Source organism: Clostridium sartagoforme (genome assembly GCF_039521405.1).
Taxonomy (GTDB): Bacteria; Bacillota; Clostridia; order Clostridiales; family Clostridiaceae; genus Clostridium; species Clostridium sartagoforme.
In genome coordinates, this window is the sequence record NZ_BAAACH010000025.1 from 15,948 (window position 1) to 36,191 (window position 20,244).

The 20,244-nt window shown below is 28.7% G+C and carries 17 protein-coding genes; 1 reads left to right on the forward strand and 16 read right to left on the reverse strand.

The window, feature by feature from the left end; all coding sequences use genetic code 11:
• The 14 genes from ABDZ60_RS11170 to ABDZ60_RS11235 form a co-directional block, all read right to left on the reverse strand.
• Positions 1 to 1,742, reverse strand: a 1,742-nt coding sequence (locus ABDZ60_RS11170; RefSeq protein WP_343778181.1) for a glucosaminidase domain-containing protein, incomplete at its 3' end; no start/stop codon positions are given.
• Positions 1,743 to 1,976: 234 nt separating this feature from the next.
• Positions 1,977 to 3,074, reverse strand: a complete 1,098-nt coding sequence (locus tag ABDZ60_RS11175) for a LegC family aminotransferase (RefSeq protein WP_343778183.1) — start codon at positions 3,072 to 3,074, stop codon at positions 1,977 to 1,979.
• Positions 3,075 to 3,144: 70 nt separating this feature from the next.
• Positions 3,145 to 4,137, reverse strand: a complete 993-nt coding sequence (locus tag ABDZ60_RS11180) for an NAD-dependent 4,6-dehydratase LegB (protein ID WP_343778185.1) — start codon at positions 4,135 to 4,137, stop codon at positions 3,145 to 3,147.
• 11 nt (positions 4,138 to 4,148) lie between these two features.
• The gene (locus ABDZ60_RS11185) at positions 4,149 to 5,225 is read right to left on the reverse strand and encodes a nucleotidyltransferase family protein (RefSeq protein ID WP_343778187.1); all 1,077 of its coding nucleotides are present in this window, start codon (positions 5,223 to 5,225) and stop codon (positions 4,149 to 4,151) included.
• A 44-nt stretch (positions 5,226 to 5,269) separates the two neighbouring features.
• The gene (locus tag ABDZ60_RS11190; RefSeq protein WP_343778189.1) at positions 5,270 to 6,436 is read right to left on the reverse strand and encodes a nucleotide sugar dehydrogenase; all 1,167 of its coding nucleotides are present in this window, start codon (positions 6,434 to 6,436) and stop codon (positions 5,270 to 5,272) included.
• Between the two features lie 12 nt (positions 6,437 to 6,448).
• On the reverse strand, positions 6,449 to 7,198 hold the full coding sequence (locus ABDZ60_RS11195; protein WP_343778191.1) for a glycosyltransferase family 2 protein: 750 nt from the start codon (positions 7,196 to 7,198) through the stop codon (positions 6,449 to 6,451).
• 35 nt (positions 7,199 to 7,233) lie between these two features.
• On the reverse strand, positions 7,234 to 8,550 hold the full coding sequence (locus ABDZ60_RS11200) for a nucleotide sugar dehydrogenase (protein ID WP_343778193.1): 1,317 nt from the start codon (positions 8,548 to 8,550) through the stop codon (positions 7,234 to 7,236).
• Positions 8,551 to 8,726: 176 nt separating this feature from the next.
• Positions 8,727 to 9,905: a DegT/DnrJ/EryC1/StrS family aminotransferase gene (locus tag ABDZ60_RS11205; RefSeq protein ID WP_343778196.1), complete on the reverse strand. Its 1,179-nt coding sequence runs from the start codon at positions 9,903 to 9,905 to the stop codon at positions 8,727 to 8,729.
• A gap of 270 nt (positions 9,906 to 10,175) precedes the next feature.
• Entirely contained in the window at positions 10,176 to 11,366 is a 1,191-nt protein-coding gene (locus ABDZ60_RS11210; protein WP_343778198.1) for a DegT/DnrJ/EryC1/StrS family aminotransferase, read from the reverse strand.
• A 168-nt stretch (positions 11,367 to 11,534) separates the two neighbouring features.
• Complete coding sequence (locus tag ABDZ60_RS11215; protein ID WP_343778200.1) at positions 11,535 to 11,663, reverse strand: hypothetical protein; 129 nt, start codon at positions 11,661 to 11,663, stop codon at positions 11,535 to 11,537.
• A 48-nt stretch (positions 11,664 to 11,711) separates the two neighbouring features.
• On the reverse strand, positions 11,712 to 12,737 hold the full coding sequence (locus tag ABDZ60_RS11220) for a lipid II:glycine glycyltransferase FemX (protein ID WP_343778202.1): 1,026 nt from the start codon (positions 12,735 to 12,737) through the stop codon (positions 11,712 to 11,714).
• Positions 12,738 to 12,817: 80 nt separating this feature from the next.
• Positions 12,818 to 13,822: an N-acetylneuraminate synthase gene (gene neuB / locus ABDZ60_RS11225; protein WP_343778204.1), complete on the reverse strand. Its 1,005-nt coding sequence runs from the start codon at positions 13,820 to 13,822 to the stop codon at positions 12,818 to 12,820.
• A 4-nt stretch (positions 13,823 to 13,826) separates the two neighbouring features.
• Positions 13,827 to 14,978: a UDP-N-acetylglucosamine 2-epimerase gene (gene neuC, locus ABDZ60_RS11230; protein WP_343778206.1), complete on the reverse strand. Its 1,152-nt coding sequence runs from the start codon at positions 14,976 to 14,978 to the stop codon at positions 13,827 to 13,829.
• A complete protein-coding gene (locus ABDZ60_RS11235; RefSeq protein WP_343778208.1) occupies positions 14,971 to 15,672 on the reverse strand; it encodes an acylneuraminate cytidylyltransferase family protein in 702 nt (233 codons plus the stop codon). The genes neuC and ABDZ60_RS11235 overlap by 8 nt, the downstream gene beginning before the upstream one ends.
• Before the next feature lie 490 nt (positions 15,673 to 16,162).
• On the opposite strand from ABDZ60_RS11235, the gene ABDZ60_RS11240 reads away from it, so the two are divergent.
• Positions 16,163 to 17,122: an LCP family protein gene (locus ABDZ60_RS11240; RefSeq protein ID WP_343778210.1), complete on the forward strand. Its 960-nt coding sequence runs from the start codon at positions 16,163 to 16,165 to the stop codon at positions 17,120 to 17,122.
• A gap of 496 nt (positions 17,123 to 17,618) precedes the next feature.
• Here the strand turns inward: ABDZ60_RS11240 and ABDZ60_RS11245 are convergent, their stop codons facing one another.
• Complete coding sequence (locus ABDZ60_RS11245; RefSeq protein WP_343778212.1) at positions 17,619 to 18,809, reverse strand: amidase; 1,191 nt, start codon at positions 18,807 to 18,809, stop codon at positions 17,619 to 17,621.
• Positions 18,810 to 18,814: 5 nt separating this feature from the next.
• Entirely contained in the window at positions 18,815 to 20,035 is a 1,221-nt protein-coding gene (locus ABDZ60_RS11250) for a phosphopentomutase (RefSeq protein ID WP_343778214.1), read from the reverse strand.
• Positions 20,036 to 20,244 lie beyond the last annotated feature (209 nt).

The window sequence follows — 20,244 nt, forward strand, 5'->3', positions numbered from 1 at the left end:
TTCGCTTCAAATGTTAGTTTTTCACCAACCATTTTATTACCACTAATATTTATTGTTTGCACCTTTGCTTCTTGCTTCAATACATTTACATCTAATGACTTATAATCATCTTCCTCATTTTTATTGCTAGTCTTATGTTTCACATGAGCTACGAAAGTATAATTGCCAGCCTTAGTTGGAGTATAATCTACTATATTTTTAGTGCTCCAATCACTTAATAGTATCCATGTATTTGTACTTCTATTACACATCCATAGCCTATATAATGTATCTGTTTCTGGAGTGCCTTTTGCTTCAAATGTTAATTTTTCACCAACAATTTTATCACCACTAATATTTATTGTTGATATTTTGGATATAGTGTTTATTACATCCACATCTACTATTCTGTGGTCATCTACTATTGTACTGTTACCCCTAATGCTAACTTTAAACTTATATTTACCAGATTTTATTGGTGTGTACTCTATAGTATTACTTGATGACCAATCTCCTACGACCTTCCATACATTAGAGCCAGATTCAAGAATTTCAAATCTATAGTATATTCCACTAGATTTATCCGCTTGTGCTACTAAAGTTATATTATTACCTACTTTGGCTTGTCCACTAATTTTAAAATCAGTCAAATATGAATATTTTAATTCAGATGATTCGCTATTAACATTACTTCTTACTGATAAAAGTCTATATCCATATTCTTTAGCAGAAGCCCACCCTTTATAATTCGGATTCTCCTTTATACCTAAATATTCAACATATGGAGCACTTTCTCTTTGCACATAATTAAACCTTGGATCTACTAATCCCATTTTTAATGGTTCTGAAGATGCATAAGCCTTTAAATGTTGTACTACTGCTCTTATTCCAATTTGAATACTCGGAAAAGAATTTCCTGGTTCTCCATTTCCTGTAGCACCTATTCCAGCAAAGTTATTTTGTTCTTCTTTTACATCACCAGTAAATTTTAAAAATGCAGTTTCATTCATTATTTGTGAAAATAAAATATCATGATTAATACCTTCTAAAGAAGCTTCACTTATTACTAAATCTACAAAATTTAAAATATAACTCATAGATTTATCGGAATTATTCTTATGAAGAAAATTTGCCATTTGTTCTCTTTTTAAAATTCCAGCCCCCATTATACTAGTCTTACTATTATTAACAATAATAGTAACTATAGATTCTTTGCTTGTACCCTCGCTATTCGTCGCAACTGCCTTTAACTCGTGACTTCCATTAGAAATACCTCTTGCTGGAAATTCAAATCCACTATTTATAGAGTTAGGATACTGATACTTACTTCCTATATCACGCCTTTCTACCCCATATCTAGCTTCTCCAATTTTATTACCATCAATAAACACTTCAACCCTAGTAATTGAATGTGTAGAGACAAAGTATCCTTTTACAAAAAAGTCTCCTGTTAGCTTGTGTGGTGTAGTAATATTTTCTATCATTCCTTCAATCACACTTGAACTTTTTTCTTGGAAAATACTTGTGTTAAAACTTTGAAATTCGCTATTATAAATGGATTTATTATTCTCTAAATCATTATTTACGTTTTCATATTTCAAATTTTTTTCTTCTACATTTAATTTATTATTCTGATAATTATCAACTACCACAGTATTTTCATTATTATTTAGTATGTCTGCCATTGCATTTATAGATGGTGCTATGAAATTAATCGCCATCGTTATTAATAGTATATAAACATATTTCTTAAATTTCGACATAATCTACCTCCAATATTCTATTATTAGAAGTTATGCCAACTTATCAAATTTTGCAGTCTCTTAAATTATACAGCTTATTAAATTTTTAATCAATCTTTTACTACAATCTTTCTTATACTACAGTATTTTAATTGTTTTTATACTCATATTTATCCAAAATCTGATAAAATACAATTAACTTGGCTATCATCAAGATAGCCAAGTTAATAATAGTTTTAAATTTTATATTATATTTTACTTATTCCTTATTACATCGCATACTTTTCTTATTTCTTCTTTTGTAAGTGATACTGAACTTGGTAGATTTATACCTCTATTACTAATATCCATAGTGATTTCCATACTACCACATTTGCTACCAGCGTAAGGTTTCATATTATGTACTGGTAAAAAGAATGGTCTTGACTGGATTCCATTTTCTTTTAGCACTTCTAAAAGTTCATCCCTAGTAATCCTAAAATTATCCTCAACTAATATAGAATAAAGCCAATAAGAATTATTTATATGATTTGCCTTTTTTATTAAAGTTATTCCTTCCACATCCTTTAATAATTCATCATATAATTTAGCATTTATTCTTTTTGCCTCTAAATAATTATCTATATTTTCTAGTTGTGCTACTCCCATAGCTGCCAATAAATTAGGCATTCTAAAATTATATCCTATTTCTTCATGATCCATAGCTCCATTTTTCTTAATCGTTTTTGTTTGGTTGGATAAGTATTTAGCTCTTTTAGCATATTCATCATTATTTGTAATTAGCATTCCTCCAGCTCCTGTTGTAATTGTTTTATTGCCATTGAAACTGAAGCATCCTATATCTCCTAAAGTACCTGCTAATTTCCCTTTATACGTTGTTCCTAAAGCCTCTGTTGCATCTTCCACCACAAATAAATTATATTTTTGAGCTATCGCATTTAGTTCATCCATTTCTACTGAATATCCATAAATATGAACAGGCATTATTGCTTTAGTTTTTTCACTTATTAAAGATTCTACTTTATTAACATCCATTACAAATGTTTCTCTATCTACATCAACAAATACGGGTACGGCACCTATATATTTTATTGCATTTACTGAAGATATAAATGTCATTGAAGGAACAATAACTTCATCACCTTCTCCAATCCCTAAAGTTATTAATGCAAGTTGAAGTGCAGCTGTTCCATTCATAGTTACTACTGCTGAATTTACTTCATTATATTTTGCGAATTCTTCTTCAAATCTATCTACAAACTTTCCAACTGAAGAAACCCAATTAGTATCTAAGCATTCTTTTATATACTTCCATTCATTCCCTTTAATTTCAGGTACACATAATGGTATCATCTTTATCCCACCTTTTTATAAATTAATTAGGGCTGTTTTCACTTAGTGACAGCCCTACGAATTACTTTATTTATACATTATAGATATCAGTTTTATAATACCTCATATTTTCTTTAATCCATGCTACAGTTTCTGCAAGCCCTTCATCTATTGAGTATTTAGGAACCCAACTTGTAAGTTTTTTAATTTTAGTATTATCTGCCCATAACCTATTAACTTCACTTTTTTCCGGTCTTATTCTCTCTTCATCACAAACTATATTAACATCGGTTCCAATTATATCTATTATTTTTCTTATAGTATCTCCTATTGATATTTCATAATTTGAACCTGCATTTATAACTTCTCCTATAGTTTTATCAGATTCAGCAACTTTTACAAATGCTTCTACAGTATCCTTAACAAAATTAAAATCCCTTGTAGGACTTAAACTTCCAAGTTTTATTTCCGTTTTACCCGCTAGTATTTGTGATATGATGGTTGGAATAACTGCTCTTGCTGATTGCCTTGGACCATAAGTATTAAATGGTCTTATTGTAGTAATCGGCATGTTAAATGATCTATAAAAGCTTTCTGCCATTTTATCAGCACCAATTTTCGATGCGGAATAAGGTGATTGACCTTGCATTGGATGTTTTTCATCTATAGGTACATATAGAGCTGTTCCATAAGTTTCAGAAGTTGAAGTATGAATAATTTTTTGTACATCATGAGTTCTACAGGCTTCTAAAACATTTGTTGTTCCTTCCACGTTAGTTCTTACATAAGCCATAGGAGAAAGATATGAGTATGGAATTGCAATTAAAGCTGCAAGATGGAATACAACTTCTTTACCTTTAATTATCCTATTCATTCCATCCAATTCCCTTATATCTCCAGTTTCAACCTTAATACTATTTAAAACTTCCTTATCAAAAGTATCAATCCATCCCCAGTTATTAAAAGAATTATATTGAACTAAAGCAGTTACATCAGCTCCTAATTCAATTAATCTTTCAGTAAGATGACTTCCAATAAAACCTTCTGCTCCCGTTACTAGCACTTTTTTTCCTCTTAGGTCCATTTTACACACTCCTAGTCATTATTTTTTTCTTTCTCTTCTATTTTTTCAACCATTTCCTTCATTTCACTAATTTGCCCCATATCCATCCATGATTGTTCACTTATTGGGTAAAGTCCAATTCTTTCACCATTATCAATATATTTCTGTAATATATCTGGTAAATTATAAAACTCCCCCTCAGGTATATCACTAATTACTTCTGGTTCTAGGATATACATACCAGTATTAATTAGAAAGCTAAATTCTGGCTTTTCTTGTACTTTATCTATATTACCTTTATCATTAAGTGAAAACACTCCATATGGAATTGTAAAATTTTTTACTGAAGCGATAACAGTTACCTTATTTCCTCGCTCTTTATGGTATTTATATATACTTTCATAATCGCATTCTATTAAAATATCACAATTTGATACAAAAAATGTGTCTTTTATTTCACTTTTTAATAAATATAAACTTCCACCAGTACCTAGTGGCTTATCTTCTTCAACATAACTTACACTGTATTCTTTATCTAATTCATTGAAATAAGATTTTATCATATTCTTTTTATAATTAACTGTTAAATAAAATTCCTCAACACCAAAATCAACAAATTTATTAATTATTCTTTCTAATATAGGAGTATCTCCTATTGGAATAAGTGGCTTGGGAAGTATTTTTGTATATGGATATAACCTAGTTCCAAGTCCACCAGCCATTATTACAACTGGAATACTTTTCAAACTGTTTTTCTTAGTTCTTTTTATAAATTCATCTTCATAAAAAATAATATCAACAATTTTATTCTTATCATTCAATACAGGCAAAGCCTTTATTGAATTTTTCATCATAACTTCCTTAGCAATACTTTCTTCTCCACACCTTATACTTATGGGATTGATATTCATGACCTTATCTACTAATTCTGTTAAATCACCATTTTTTAAAATCCATCTTCTAATATCTCCATCTGTGATAGTTCCTACTAAAACATCACTTTTATCTATTACTGCAAGAAATCCCTTTGCTTCATAATCTAATTTCTCTAGAGCTAATTTGATAGTAATATCTTTATTTACCATCAAATTAGAAATATTTTTATTCATTCGATCAAATCCTTCGTTCCATTATAATCCGATTAGCTAGACATCTAATCTCTACTAAACAAATCTCTCGTATATACTTTATCTAATACATCTAATATATCTTCTGTCATTCTATTTACAACAATAACATCTGACATAGATTTAAATTCATTTAAGTCTCTGATAACCCTAGAGTTATAGAAGTTATCTTCGTTCAGAGCTGGTTCATATACAATGACTTCTACTCCCTTAGCCTTAATTCTTTTCATTACTCCTTGAATCGCTGATTGTCTAAAATTATCTGAATCCATTTTCATTGTTAATCTATATATTCCTACAACTTTTGGATTTCTCTTTAATATCATTTCAGATACATGATCTTTTCTAGTCCTATTGGCTTCAACGATCGCAGACATGATATTTTGAGGTACATCTGCATAATTGGCCAATAATTGTTTAGTATCTTTAGGTAAGCAATATCCACCATATCCAAATGATGGATTATTGTAATGATCTCCTATTCTAGGGTCTAAACATACACCATCAATTATTTGTTTTGTATTAAGACCTCTAATCTCTGAGTAGGAATCTAATTCATTAAAGAAAGCTACCCGCATAGCTAAAAAAGTATTAGCAAATAACTTAATTGATTCAGCCTCTGTAGAATTAGTATAAACAACTTTAATATCTTTCTTTAAAGCACCTTGTAATAATAACTCTACAAATACCTTTGCCCTTTCAGATTTTTCTCCAATTACTATTCTTGAAGGATATAAGTTATCATATAAGGCTCTACCTTCTCTTAAAAACTCAGGAGAAAAAATTATATTATTAGTATCAAACCTTTCCTTTATCTTTTCTGTATACCCAACTGGTATAGTAGATTTAATTATCATTATAGCATCTGGATTAATAGATAGAACACTTGCTATAACAGCTTCTACGGTCCTAGTGTTAAAATAGTTTTTTTCCGGATCATAATTTGTTGGAGTAGAAATAATAACATACTCAGCATCTTTATATGCTAAATAATTATCTGTAGTAGCTTTTAAATTTAAATCCTTATTTAATAAATAATCTTCTATTTCAGCATCTACTATAGGAGATTTTCTAGCATTTATCATATCCACTTTTTCTTTTATTACATCTAATGCAACTACTTCATTGTGTTGTGCCAATAATACCGCATTAGAAAGTCCAACATATCCAATCCCAGCAACTGTTATTTTCATTCCATATTCCTCCTATTTAATCTTAAACGTTTTTAATACACCCCAGCAACATATATGAAAAATTGATCTTATAACTGATAAATGTTCAATTTCTCTATAAAGTTTCCAATGATATTTAACTAAATCAAGTTTATTACTAGATATCGAATTATTTCGTATTCTATATTTCATTAGGATATCTGGCATCCCATAGATATATTTTTCTTTTTTTAATATCTGCAACCATAAAGCATCATCATTTCGTTTTCTAATATTAGGAACTACAAATTTCCCAAGTTTATCAACGCTATACATTACAGTTGAATTACCCACAGGACAACTTAATAAAATTCCATTATAATTTGTTTTCATATTTGTTTTTATAACTTTATTTAACGAGTTTCCAATTTCATCAATTTGTTCATATGCAGTACATGTAAAAGCATAATCGTTTTTTTTCATAAATTGTAATTGGTACTCTAATTTATGCGGCATCCATAAATCATCACTATCTAGAAAAGCTATAAAATTACCACTAGCTAATTCCATAGCTTTTGTTCTAGTTACTGCTGCACCGGAATTTTTTTCTAATAAAAAATACTTAATTCTTTTATCATGCCTAGATAACTTATCTATAACTTCCTTAGTATTATCAGTAGAACAATCATCTACTATAATCATTTCCCAATTTTCATGAGTTTGATTAATAACCGAAGTTATGGTTTCTTCAATAAATTCCCCGCAATTATATGTGGGTGTAATTATTGATACTAAATCATTCATTATATGTTGACCTCTCTTTCATTCAACAATCAAGATTATAGTTTATAAATCTTTTCCCTGTTATTAATAACTTCTTTTGTTGCATTTCTTGTATCGTAAACAACTTTAGCTCTCCCTACTACTTCTTCGTAATCATAAACACTATGGCCTGTTGTTATAACTACCATATCAGATTCGTCGATAACTTCTTTCCAATCTACTGAATAGTAAGTTTTACCTTTATATTTAGCTGTATCACAGAAAGGATCGTTAACTATAACTTCTGCACCATTCTTTTCCAATAATTCTATAACTTTAAATGATGGTGATTCTCTATAGTCATCAATATCGTTCTTATATGCTAAGCCCATAACTAATACTTTTGATCCATTTAAAGCTTTCTTTTGTTTATTTAATATCTTCATAATATTTTCTAAGACAAAATCAGGCATAGAATCATTTATGATTCCTGATGTTTCTATAAGTTTAGTATGATAGTCATACTCTTTCGCCTTCCACTCTAAATAGAAAGGATCTAATGGAATACAGTGTCCACCAAGTCCTGGGCCTGGGTAAAATGGCATGAATCCATATGGCTTAGTTTTAGCAGCATCTATAACTTCCCATACATCTATTCCCATTCTATTACAAAGAATAGCCATTTCATTCGCTAAACCTATATTTATATTTCTAAATGTATTTTCTAAAATCTTTTCCATTTCAGCTACTGCTGGTGAAGAAACTTTATGGATATCCCCCTCTAATACATTTTCATATAAAGCAGCTGCTATTTCTGTACATTCTTCAGTACATCCACCAACTACCTTTGGAGTATTTTTAGTATTATAGCTCTTATTACCTGGATCTACTCTTTCTGGAGAAAAGGCTAAGAAGAAATCTTCTCCACATTTTAATCCACTTTCTTCTAATATTGGTTTAAGTACTTCTTCAGTTGTTCCTGGATAAGTAGTACTTTCTAATATTACTATCATACCTTTATGTAAATGCTTTGCAACATCCTTTGTTGAATTTACAACGTATGATAAATCTGGTTGTTTATATAAATCAAGTGGAGTTGGTACGCAAATACATACTGTATCTACATCTTTTATAAAACTAAAATCTGTAGTTGCCTTTAAAAGACCCTTTTCTGTTAATTCTTTTAATTCTGCATCTACAACATCTCCAATGTAGTTTTGGCCATTATTAACCATTTCTACCTTTTGATCTTGAACATCAAAACCAATTGTTTGATATCCTGCATTTGCTTTTTCAACTGCCAAAGGTAATCCAACATAACCTAATCCTACTACACCAACTTTTGCAGTTTTATTATTTATTTTTTGTAATAATTCATCCTTTAAAACTGACATTAATATTCCTCCCTTTATTCAGTTCACAGTGTTCAGTGCACAATTCACAGTTTTATTTAAATCACAGTTTAAATTCCATGACCAATTCTTAATTTTAGAAACTACGTAGTAGTTTCATCTATAACTCTGAACTGTAAATCGTGAACTGTGAGCTAGAAAAATTGCATAGCAATTTCTTATTTTAAGTTTTGTATTATATAATCAACTTGTTCTTTAGTTAATTCTGGATATACAGGTATAGCAAAGGTTCTATGTGATAAATATTCTGATACTGGCATATCTCCTTCTTTATATCCTAAGCTTTTATAAACCTTTTGAAGATGTAATGGTACTGGATAGTAAACTCCTGTGGCAATTCCTGCTTCTTTTAGCTTAGCTAATACCTCTTCTCTATTTTCACTTTGTAGTATATACATGTGATATACATGTTCATTACAATCTTTTGCTGTTGGTGTTACTAAATCACTATTTTGTAAAGCTTTGTTATAAAGCTCAACTATTTCTCTTCTCTTTGAATTCCAGCTATCTATTTCTTTTAATTTAACACTTAAAATAGCTGCTTGAATTGCATCTAGCCTTGAATTATATCCTATTAAGTAGTTATAGTACTTAAGAGGATTATAAACAGTATCATTTGCTCCATCAACAGTTTTTACTTCTTCTTCTATATTATTTAAAAGGTTATATGCTTTTTGACCATTTTCCCCACTACCATGAGTTCTTAATGCTCTTATTATAGTAGCAATTTCATCATTATCTGTAACTATTATTCCACCATCGCCAGCACAGCCTAGATTTTTTGTTGGGAAAAATGAGAAACAAGCAACGTCTCCTAATGTTCCTATCTTTCTTCCTTTATACTTTCCTCCTACTGCCTGACAAGCATCTTCTATAACATATAAATTATGCTTTTTAGCAATTTCATTTATTTCATCCATATCTGCCGCTTGACCAAATATATGTACAGGCATTATGGCTTTTGTTTTTGATGTTATTTTTTCTTCTATTTTTGTTGCATCTATATTGAAAGTTTCTTTATCCACATCTACAAAAACCGGAGTTGCTCCTACTGCTGAAATAGTTTCTGCTGTTGCAAAGAAAGTGAATGGAGTTGTTATTACTTCATCTCCTTCTCCTATTCCCATTGCTTTAAGAGATATTACTAAAGCATCTGTCCCATTTCCAACTGATATTGCATGTTTAACTCCTATAAAGTTTGCAAAATCTTTTTCAAAGTCTATTACTGTTTTTCCCATTATATAATTAGCTGAAGATAGTATTCCTAAAGTGGCTTCATTTAATTCTTTTGCTAATGATTCATACTGAGCCCTTAAATCTATTAAAGGTATATTCATTGCTATAATCTCCTTTATGCTATAATTTAAATCTAAAACTATCATTAATATTTTACCACATTTATTATGTTATACAAACTTTTTAATATTATTTTAGTACAATATTTGTTTTTAGAATATACGATTTTAAAATTTTTAATACTTATGTAATAAAAATTTTATATATATAAATTTAATCTATATTTTTTTATATTCTTTTTATAAAAAAATATAGATTAACTTCTTAAATACACAAGTTAATCTATATTAAATAATATCTTAATTATTATGTTAGTTGTTTAAAATAGCTTTTATTTCCTTAACTAATTCTTCTGCTACATATTTTGCATCTTCTAGCGATAAGGTACTATATACTGGAAGAGTTATTTGATTTTCATATTGCTTATATGAATTTGGATAATCCTCCATCCTATACCCTAAACTTTTGTAAAGTTTAAACATCGGCAAAGGCTTATAGTGGACGTTAGTTGCTATTTCTTTTTCTGCTAATCTACTTATAAGTAAGTTTCTTTGCTCCTCTGTAAAACCTTTAATTCTATAGGTGTATAAATGATATGAGCTTTCTGTTCCATCTTCATTTTTATATATCGGTATTATTGAAAACTCTTCATTCTTTAATATATTTGTATATGTTTCAAAAATATCTTTTCTCTTCTTTAAAAGTCCCTCATATCTTTTTAACTGTACTCTTCCAATAGCTGCATTTATATCTGTCATGTTGCATTTAAAGCCATCTGTTACTATATCATATTCCCAAGCTCCAGCTCTCATTTTGGATAATGCATCCTTTGACTGTCCGTGAATAGCCGTAAATTTAAGATCTTGATATAAATTTTCTTTTCCATAAAAATTATTATCATTATAAACTATTGCTCCACCTTCTGATGTTGTGAGATTTTTAACCGCATGAAAAGAAAATGAGTGAAAATCACATTGTGTTCCTATTTTTTCACCTTTATACTTTGCACCAAATGAATGAGCTGAATCTACTGATATAATTATATCTTCTCTATTTAATTCTTTTAAAACTTCTTTTATTCTATCATAATCTGCTGGATATCCAGCATAATCTACCGGAGCTATAACTCTTGTTTTATCTGTTATTAATTTTTTCAATTTATCATAATCCATAAAAAATGAGTCTTTAGCAACATCACAAAATACAGGTTTTATTCCCCTGTGAATTGCTACACTTGCAGTTGCTGTATAAGTATAAGGAGTTGTTATCATTTCATCTCCTTCTTTTATATCTAAAACTTTCAGTATAAGTTCCATTGCTGCAGTAGCACTGTTTACTGCAACAGCTTTATTTGTATTACAATATTTTGCTAATTCTTCCTCGAATTTATCTAATATAGGCCCTGATGTTATCCAGCCTGACCTTAAAACTTCTATAACTGCATTAATCTCTAATTCAGTTATATCTGGAGGAGAAAATGGTACTTTTTTTAATTTATTCATATTTATCATCCCTTCAATATATATTCTATTCGCCTATTATGAAAATAAACCCCGTTTAAATTTTGTTTTATTTGCATAACTAATTATACATTTATAAATTATTAAATTCAATTGCTTATACTCTACCGTCTGATTGAAATAAAACTTAGTAATAACTTTTTTTGTTTTTTACTCTTTACCTTGCAGTAATATTTTATTATCTTTCTTATTATATTCTAACATTAAACTACTGCTATTAATTGTATAGGATGATACCATTTTCTTCTCCATTGGAGAATTTAATGTAAATGAATCCACTTAATCATAAACTCCATTTTAACATTATTCAACAAAACTTTCCCGTAATTATAATCTATATTTTAGTAAAATATTCGATTTATTATTATTTCTTTTTCCCCATTCATCAATTAAATAATTGTACACTTCTTCATTATGTACTCTTTTACCAATATAGAACTTAAGATATTCTTTAGAGAAACTACTTTTAAACTTAAACAGATTATCTTCTAAAGAATTAGTTAACCCTCCCCCAAGATGAAATATTTTCTTTTCCTTAGCATTAGAATATTTAATCGCTTCCCATAGTAGTAAGTTATTAGGTGCAAATTTTAAATATTCCTTCTTACTTCCCGCTAAATGATAATGAAAATATTCTTCATAACTCATAAAAATAGCTGATGCAATAGTTTCATCTTTATACTTAACATTCAACATAATATAATTTGTGTCTTTTTCCATTGCATTATAGTACTCATCTTTAAAATAATAATATCCTTCTGCATCAACTTTTCCCATAGTTTCCTCATATATATTCTTAAATGTATAATAGTCATTATATATTTCAACAGTAAGTCCATTTTTTTCAGACTTCCTAATCATATTTCTATTTTTTCCCTTTATATCATTCTTCCAAATTTCATCTTTACTTTTAGAAACATCTAATACCACAGTAGTTCTATTTTCAATAACATTAATATTATTATTAAATATTCTTTCATTTCTAATACATGGATGAAATCTTATAAATTCAGCAATTATATTACTTTCATTACAGAAATCTAAAAATTCATTTTCAAAACTTGTTAAAAATTCAGATTTATCTGTAGACGAAATAGGTCCACCATATCCATATGATGTTTGTATATCATAATAATTATCATCTAGATTATATCCTTCGATTTTATTCATTAAAAAAGGATATAATGCTACTTCACCATTTTCTTCATATATGAAAAGCTTCGCAACTCCATCTCCGTTATTTTCATACAGCTTCATATACTCCCGTGTAAAATATATGTCTCTCTTTTTTTTACTTAACCTCTCTATATATCCATTCCATTCAAGACAATTACTATCAAGCAATTTATACATTTATAACTTCTCCTCTTTATTAAATAAAACATACACATTTATATAATAATATTTACTAAAATTATATAGAATATCAACCATTAAATATCATCCCATAATATTAATTCATCTTTTTTTATATCTCTTTTAATTTTTCTCCCAATCAAATGCTTAACCATTTCTGGTTCAATACCGTAACCTGGCCTTTTAAAATCAACATTGTTTTTTCCTATAATTGTACCTTCTTGCATGTCTATTCCTGCAACTATACTTCTCCTAACTTCCCTCATAATAACTTTTTCTTTGTCGGTAGGTTTCTTTATACCATCGCCTAGAAGTTTCTCTGTATTTCTTATTAATTTGACAAACTGCTTAAATTCATTTGGTGGCATAGAAGCTTTATGATCCGGACCATCCATCTCCCTATCTAAAGTTATGTGTTTTTCTATAAATTCTGCTCCTAAAGCAACTGCTGCAATACCAGCTTCAAATCCCATAGTATGATCAGATAGCCCTACTGGAACCTTAAAGGCCTCTCTCATAGTAACCATAGCTAATAAATTAACATCTTCAATTGCTGTAGGATAATCAGTAACACAATGCATTATCTTAATATTTTCATTTCCAGTTGATTTCAATACATTTATAGCTTTTTCAACTTCACCTAATGTGCTCATTCCAGTTGATAATATTATTTCCCTACCTGTTTCTCCAAGTTGTTTTAAAAATTCTACATTAGATACCTCTGTAGAGCCAATTTTTATAATAGGTAAATTTAAGCTGACTAAATAATTTAAACTTTCTGTACCATCTGGTGTAGATATAAATAAAATTCCTTTTTCATTACAATAATTTTGTAATACTCTAAATTCTTCAAAAGGCAACTCCAATTTTCTTATCATATCAAGTTGGCTTTCTTGAATAGGCATGTTCTCCTTTTGGTACTCAGCTTTTTCAGCAAAAGCCCCGGTGCTCTCCTCCGCCTTAAATATTTGGAATTTTATAGCATCAGCACCACACTCAACAGCCATATCTATTAACTTTTTTGCAATCTCTAATTTACCATTATGGTTTACTCCCGCTTCCGCAATAATTAAAACTGACATAATATCAACTCCATATAAGTTTTTTCTTTAATAAATTTTCTCCAAGTTCAATATTTTTTAATACTTTAACTATTTCACTACTAGTATTACCTTCCCCATAGAGGCTATTCACATTTTTTGCAAAGGCTCTAAATTCTGAGCTTATGGCCTTATTTATAGCCATTTCTATATTATTAATTTCATAATCACAACTTAAAATATTCTCAGCCATAAGTCTCCCTTTTTGCCTATTACCTATATTCACAACAGGCTTTTTTAAGAAAGGTGCCTCTATTAATGCACTTGAAGAATTGCCAACCACAGCACCGCATAAGTTCATAACACTTAAGAATCTTAAACTTCCAAGATTCTTATATAAATGAACATTAGAATTTCTTTGTTTAAATCCTTCCAATTTATCTATTATAAGTTTTCCACCATTATCTGCATTTGGATAAGTAATTACCATTCTCTTATTTAGTTTGTCTAGTGCAATTATTAAATTATTTATTTGCCTGTCTAAATCATCCATTTCCAATGTAACAGGATGATAAGTTACTAATAGTGTATCTTCATTAACTTCTATGCCTAAATCTTGAAAAAGTTCTTTTTTATTTAAAAGTTTTGTTAATTTAATATTCTCTATTCCAGGATCTCCTACATTAAATACTCTAAAGTGTTCTTCACCCATTTTTTTAATATTTTCAACATAACAATCGGCACCTGGAAAGTGTATATGTGCCATTTTAGTTATAGCATGTCTTATTTGTTCATCCATAGCACCCTCTGTGACTTCTCCACCAGAAATATGAGCTATAGGTATATTCATAGCCATAGCAGTCGCTGCTGCTGCAAATATCTCATATCTATCTCCAAGAATTAAAAGTACACTCGGTTTTAATTTTGAAAATGCTTCAGATAAGTTGGTCATTAGTGCACCCATTTCCTTTGCAATACTATTACTATCATTATTATCTATCAAAATTGGAATTGAATAATCTATATTAAATCCATCTAATATTATCTCGTTTATTGTTTTCCCATATCTTTCTGAAAGATGAGCGCCTGTAACAATAAGCTGAAGTTCTAAATCCTTATCTTCATTTATTTTTTTTATGGTATTTCTTAAAACACCATATTCTGCTCTAGTTCCTGTTACAACTGCAATTTTACGCATTTGTATCACCTTCCCTTATCAAAATCTCAGCTACCTTAAAATCAAGAAAAGTATCTATATCTATAGAACTAATATCATCCATAATATATCCAGTTAAATTCTCTGGTTCAAATGTTTTAGTTTCCATAAGAACATCAGTTTTAATTATATATATAGCTCCATTCATTCTGTAAATATCCGGCAGTTCTTGTCTTCTTGTTATAGTTTTACCCTTTTCTAAAAAATATTCAAGTTTATCACCCTTAAATATATTACTCCAATAAGGATTTACTTCTGCCTCACATACCGAAACAACTGCATCCATATTAGTTTGTTGAAGTTTTAAAAAAGCTTCATCTATATGTTTTGCAGTTCTTAAAGGAGATGTACATTGAAGTAAACATATGTACTTAGGAAAATAATCATATTCTTGTTTTAGTTTATTAATTGTATATAAAATAGCATCTATACTTGGTGAACTATCAGTTGCAAGTTCATTCGGTCTTAAAAATGGTACGTATCCACCAAATTTAATAGCAACATCCTTTATTTCAATGTCCTCAGTTGACACAATAACTTTATCAATATATTTGCTATGCTTAGCTGCTTCTATAGTATATGCTATAAGTGGTTTTCCATTTAAATCTTTAATATTCTTTCTTGGAACTCCTTTTGAGCCACTCCTAGCCGGTATAATTGCAAGTATTTCTTTCATATAAAATTCTCCTTATAAAACTTTATAATATAATTGATTATATCAAGAATAACCCTATTTAATTTATCATAATTTCTGTCAATATAAATACTACCCTTGCTATCATTGGATTGTCAATATTTTTATGCAATATTGCTAGTCACTACATATAAACAATATTATGCATTATATCCTATTGTATCAGATTTTATGTATCTTATATTATTTTACTTTATAAATTAACATGTATTTATTTATTGCTTTTTCTGAAAATATGTTTTCCATTTTATTTAACATTATTATATCATAGCAGAATAACTTTTTTCTATTTATTGTAGCTCATTTATTACCACTTCATCCTTTATATTAAATCTTATACCTTTAAATATTTCTCATTACTAATTTTATTAACTTTTACATTTAATACTACTTATCATAGTTATTATCTATTTCCAATATATCTTTATTTTTGATATAATATATCTATATTTCAAAAATTGGAGGCTAATATATGAAAAAAATGTCAAAAAAGAAGATTGGACTTATTTCTGCAATTGTAATCCTTTTAATAATTATAGGTTCAATAGTATCTTATACATATTATCTATCTAGTAAAGTTGAAAGAGTTGAAGTTGATAGAACTGATGTTACTAATACAGGAAAGGAAGCCCCTAAAGAAGCTGATGATGTTATAACTATTGCTTTGTTTGGAAGTGATTTTTCTGAACTTTATGAAGTAAGTGCTGCAGATGCAACAATGATATTATCTATTGATACAAAAAATAATAATATAAAGCTTTGCTCTTTAATGCGTGATATTTACTTAGATTTACCTCAAGGTGGTAAAATGAATTTAAACTATACAATTTTAGATGGTGGGCCTAGTTCCATACTAAAAACAATTAACTACAACTTTAATTTAAAAATAGATAAGTTTGTGCAAGTTGACTTAGCAAGACTTCCTAAAATAATAGATGCACTTGGAGGCGTAGAAATAGAAATTACTTCTGAGGAATTAGAATATATTAATGGATATATTGATAATATAGATAAAAATAATGGAACAACTACCACCCATATAACAACTTCTGGTATGCAGCTTTTAAATGGAACTCAAGCTTCTGCTTATTGTAGAATTAGATATACAGCTGGTAGAGATTTTAAAAGGACTGAACGTCAAAGAGATGTATTAAATGCTTTATTTGTTAAATTTAAAGATATTAATTTAACTGAAATTCCTAGCCTTATAAATAATGTATTACCATTAGTTACAACTAACCTTTCAAACTCTGAAATTATATCAATTTCAAGTAAAGCTTTAGGAATGGGGTTAAGTAATATAGAGCAAGGAAGATTTCCTTCAGATGAAAATATAATAAGTGCAGGATTTACAGATATGTACCATACTAATATAGATATAGATGGAACAACCAAAGAACTTCATAAATTCATATTTTCCATAAATGAATAATGAAAAAAAGATTGGATGCAGAAGCGCCAATCTTTTTCCTATTTTAAATAAGTGTGCAACTTATTTCTTGATATCTTTCTTCATCTTTAGATACAATATATAAGTTAAAGTTATTTAGCTCTTTTATTTCAGATGTTTTTATAGAAAACTCGATATATTTTTCGTCATTTAAATCAATTATATTGCAATCTAATATTCTTCCATTAAAATTTGCATATACATATGATATATCATCTCCACTTATAGGAATTAAGTAATTGGTTAAATTACTATGTGCTTTACTAAAATTATTTTCTTCTATATATAAGATTGTCTTCCTTTCAATTTAACTTTTATTCTAAATGGTAATATTTTATATGCTAACTTAAACTTAAATTTCTATGCTATCATAATTTAATTATCACCAAATTAATTGAAAACTAAAATGTGTAACAAAAAATAAAAGATGCAATAAAAATTACATCTTTCATAACTAATTATTAATAATCTTTCCATATTAATCTAAATTTATACTATCTATAAACTTCTCTCTATCAATAAAATATCTATTAAACATCTCATTCTTTTCTATACATTCGTCAATTGCTTGTCCTAAAGTAAATGCATTAATTAATCCCTGTATTCCTTCTTTTGCGCAAATAACAAATCCACTTGCAAGCTTCTCTCCTGGTATGGTGATTCCTGTACACTTGCACATATTTATTGCTTTAACTATTCCCTTTCCCCCATTAGATGTTATTTTCTTTTCAGCCTTACCCTTAAAGCTTCTTTGGATAGTTTCATCATAGCCATAAATATCTATTGGCCCTTCATAAGTTAAAATAATATCTGCAACATCATTATCAAATATATTTTTTATTTCTTTTATAGCTATATTCCTTTCATATATATTCTCAAAGGAGTATTCTATAAATTCAAGCTTTATGACTTTTTCTTCAAGCAGATTACTATTCTTACTATCTAGTTCATTTTTTAATAGCCTGTCCTCAAAGTCTTTATCTTTATTTAGATTACTAATTACCTTATCTATTTCAACTCTCATATCAACGTCATCAGGTAAAGTAATTAAATTGCATTTAGGGATTACTATTCTTAATACAGTATCATTTATATTTTTTTCTTTATTTCTTGTTTCATTACTATTTTGAATTTCCTCATCCAAAATATCAAAAACTACATTTTTTAATATTGGAAAATTTTTAGAAATTATCCCAATACCACCTGTAAAAGATATACTATCTGTGGATAAACTTTCCTTTCCTGTGACTAATCCTACTCCTGATCCTATAAATGAATATAAGTTAGTACTAAGTGCTGGAGCTAAAACTGAACCTCCACCATCTGTTCCTATCCCAAAATCATTAATTCCTTTTAAAATATTAATAGCTGTTCCACTGCTTGAGCCTGTCATGCACCTGTAAGTTAATGGATTAACTAAATCAGTGTCTATACTTCTACCAAGATGAGACATCTTATCCACAGTTAAAAATAAATATTTAGAATTTTTTCTTAATTTATCCACTAAACCTTTAGGAATATCCACAGTATTTTTAACTCCAAATGTTAAAAAGTCTTTTTCTTTATTTTTTGATTCTTCTTCTAAGCTTTTATTTATAGATATAACAGACTTATATAAATTTTGGTCTGCTAAAATTTTAGTTTTATATAATTTTGTTTTATTATCCATTGAACTTACACTCCTAAAGTATAAAGCTTTTCCAGAAAGCTACTGCCATTTTCAGGAGCTTTTACTTTGAAATAATCTGCAACTGTTGCTCCTACATCTGAAAGTGTTTCTCTTACTCCAACTGTTCCTTCTTTTATATTTTTTCCATATATCATAAGGGGAACCATTTCCCTTGTATGCTTGCTATGACCAATTGTTGGATCATTTCCATGGTCAGCCATCACTAATAATATATCATCATTTTTCAAAGTTTTAGTAAGTTCACCTATAAGTTCATCTGCTATAAGAAGTTTTTCTGCATATCTATCAACATTTTCTGCATGACCTGATAAATCTGTTTCTTGTACATTGCAACATATAAATCCTTCTTCTACTTCTTTTGATATTTCTATTGTTCTTTTCAACACCTTTTCAGTATCTACCATAGGAATACTTGTGCCTTTTTCATTTATAACTACATCTGCTACTTTTCCTAATAAGTAAACTGGTACATTTTCTTCTGATAGTATTGTTGAAACTTGAGTTTTTGGATTAACTCCATATCCAAGATGAATACATTCATATCCCTTATTATAAACTCCTGATTTTGGTGCATTAATTCCTATATATCCACCATCTTTTTCTTCCTCTGCATTTAATATATCTTCTAAAGTTATTTCTCTTCCTCCAAAAGTTATAACTCTAGGAACTGTTGCAATTGATCTAACTATATGTCCAATATCTAACACCTTACTAAATGATATTAAATCCAAAGCTGAAGTTATATTAAAGGCTTGACCTAAATCACATTCTATATTATCTGCAACAGTAAGTGCCTCTTCTACTACTAAGTACTTTTCTTTTTTACTTTGCTTATATCTAACCTTATATCCAGCTTCCTTAATAGCATTATATATAGCTTCTATTTTATTTTTAATAGGTTCTCTAAATGGCATCTTTGGTTTTGTCCCCATTATCTCTTGATGTCCAAAAAAAGTATCTGCTCCAAAATGAGTTAACTTTGCCTTTCCAAAAGTTGCATGAGGATTTTCCTTCATTCCGTTTATTTCTGTTCCTAATATATTTATAAGACCTAACTTTTCAAGATTTGGCAAAGTTACATCTTTTCTTCTTTCTAATATATGAAGACAAGTATTTGAATTTATATCCTGAGGTCTTGTTTCTTTAACATCATCCATTTCTCCAATTCCAAAACCATCGAGTACAATTACAATAAATTTTCCCATATTACTTCCTCCTTCTTTTTCTGATTATAATTAAAAGAAACTTCAGCACAGGGTTATACTACTTCCATCCCCAGCATCCATTTCTTTTCCTCTAATTATTTATTCAATTTTATATAGTTCACAGTGCACAATTCACAGTTCACAGTTTACATTTAGTACTTGTTCCCTGATACCTGTTACTTGTTCCCTGATACCTGTTACTTGTTCCC

What these genes read in the sequence shown, in the direction of transcription:
- ABDZ60_RS11180 (WP_343778185.1), bottom strand. Translation starts at nt 4,137, where the DNA reads ATGGACCTAAGAGGAAAAAAAGTGCTAGTAACGGGAGCAGAAGGTTTT.
- ABDZ60_RS11235 (WP_343778208.1), bottom strand. Translation starts at nt 15,672, where the DNA reads ATGAAAGAAATACTTGCAATTATACCGGCTAGGAGTGGCTCAAAAGGA.
- ABDZ60_RS11250 (WP_343778214.1), bottom strand. Translation starts at nt 20,035, where the DNA reads ATGGGAAAATTTATTGTAATTGTACTCGATGGTTTTGGAATTGGAGAA.
- ABDZ60_RS11175 (WP_343778183.1), bottom strand. Translation starts at nt 3,074, where the DNA reads ATGATACCATTATGTGTACCTGAAATTAAAGGGAATGAATGGAAGTAT.
- ABDZ60_RS11185 (WP_343778187.1), bottom strand. Translation starts at nt 5,225, where the DNA reads ATGAATAAAAATATTTCTAATTTGATGGTAAATAAAGATATTACTATC.
- ABDZ60_RS11195 (WP_343778191.1), bottom strand. Translation starts at nt 7,198, where the DNA reads ATGAATGATTTAGTATCAATAATTACACCCACATATAATTGCGGGGAA.
- ABDZ60_RS11190 (WP_343778189.1), bottom strand. Translation starts at nt 6,436, where the DNA reads ATGAAAATAACAGTTGCTGGGATTGGATATGTTGGACTTTCTAATGCG.
- ABDZ60_RS11240 (WP_343778210.1), top strand. Translation starts at nt 16,163, where the DNA reads ATGAAAAAAATGTCAAAAAAGAAGATTGGACTTATTTCTGCAATTGTA.
- ABDZ60_RS11220 (WP_343778202.1), bottom strand. Translation starts at nt 12,737, where the DNA reads ATGTATAAATTGCTTGATAGTAATTGTCTTGAATGGAATGGATATATA.
- ABDZ60_RS11205 (WP_343778196.1), bottom strand. Translation starts at nt 9,905, where the DNA reads ATGAATATACCTTTAATAGATTTAAGGGCTCAGTATGAATCATTAGCA.
- neuC (WP_343778206.1), bottom strand. Translation starts at nt 14,978, where the DNA reads ATGCGTAAAATTGCAGTTGTAACAGGAACTAGAGCAGAATATGGTGTT.
- ABDZ60_RS11200 (WP_343778193.1), bottom strand. Translation starts at nt 8,550, where the DNA reads ATGTCAGTTTTAAAGGATGAATTATTACAAAAAATAAATAATAAAACT.
- ABDZ60_RS11210 (WP_343778198.1), bottom strand. Translation starts at nt 11,366, where the DNA reads ATGAATAAATTAAAAAAAGTACCATTTTCTCCTCCAGATATAACTGAA.
- neuB (WP_343778204.1), bottom strand. Translation starts at nt 13,822, where the DNA reads ATGTCAGTTTTAATTATTGCGGAAGCGGGAGTAAACCATAATGGTAAA.
- ABDZ60_RS11245 (WP_343778212.1), bottom strand. Translation starts at nt 18,809, where the DNA reads ATGGATAATAAAACAAAATTATATAAAACTAAAATTTTAGCAGACCAA.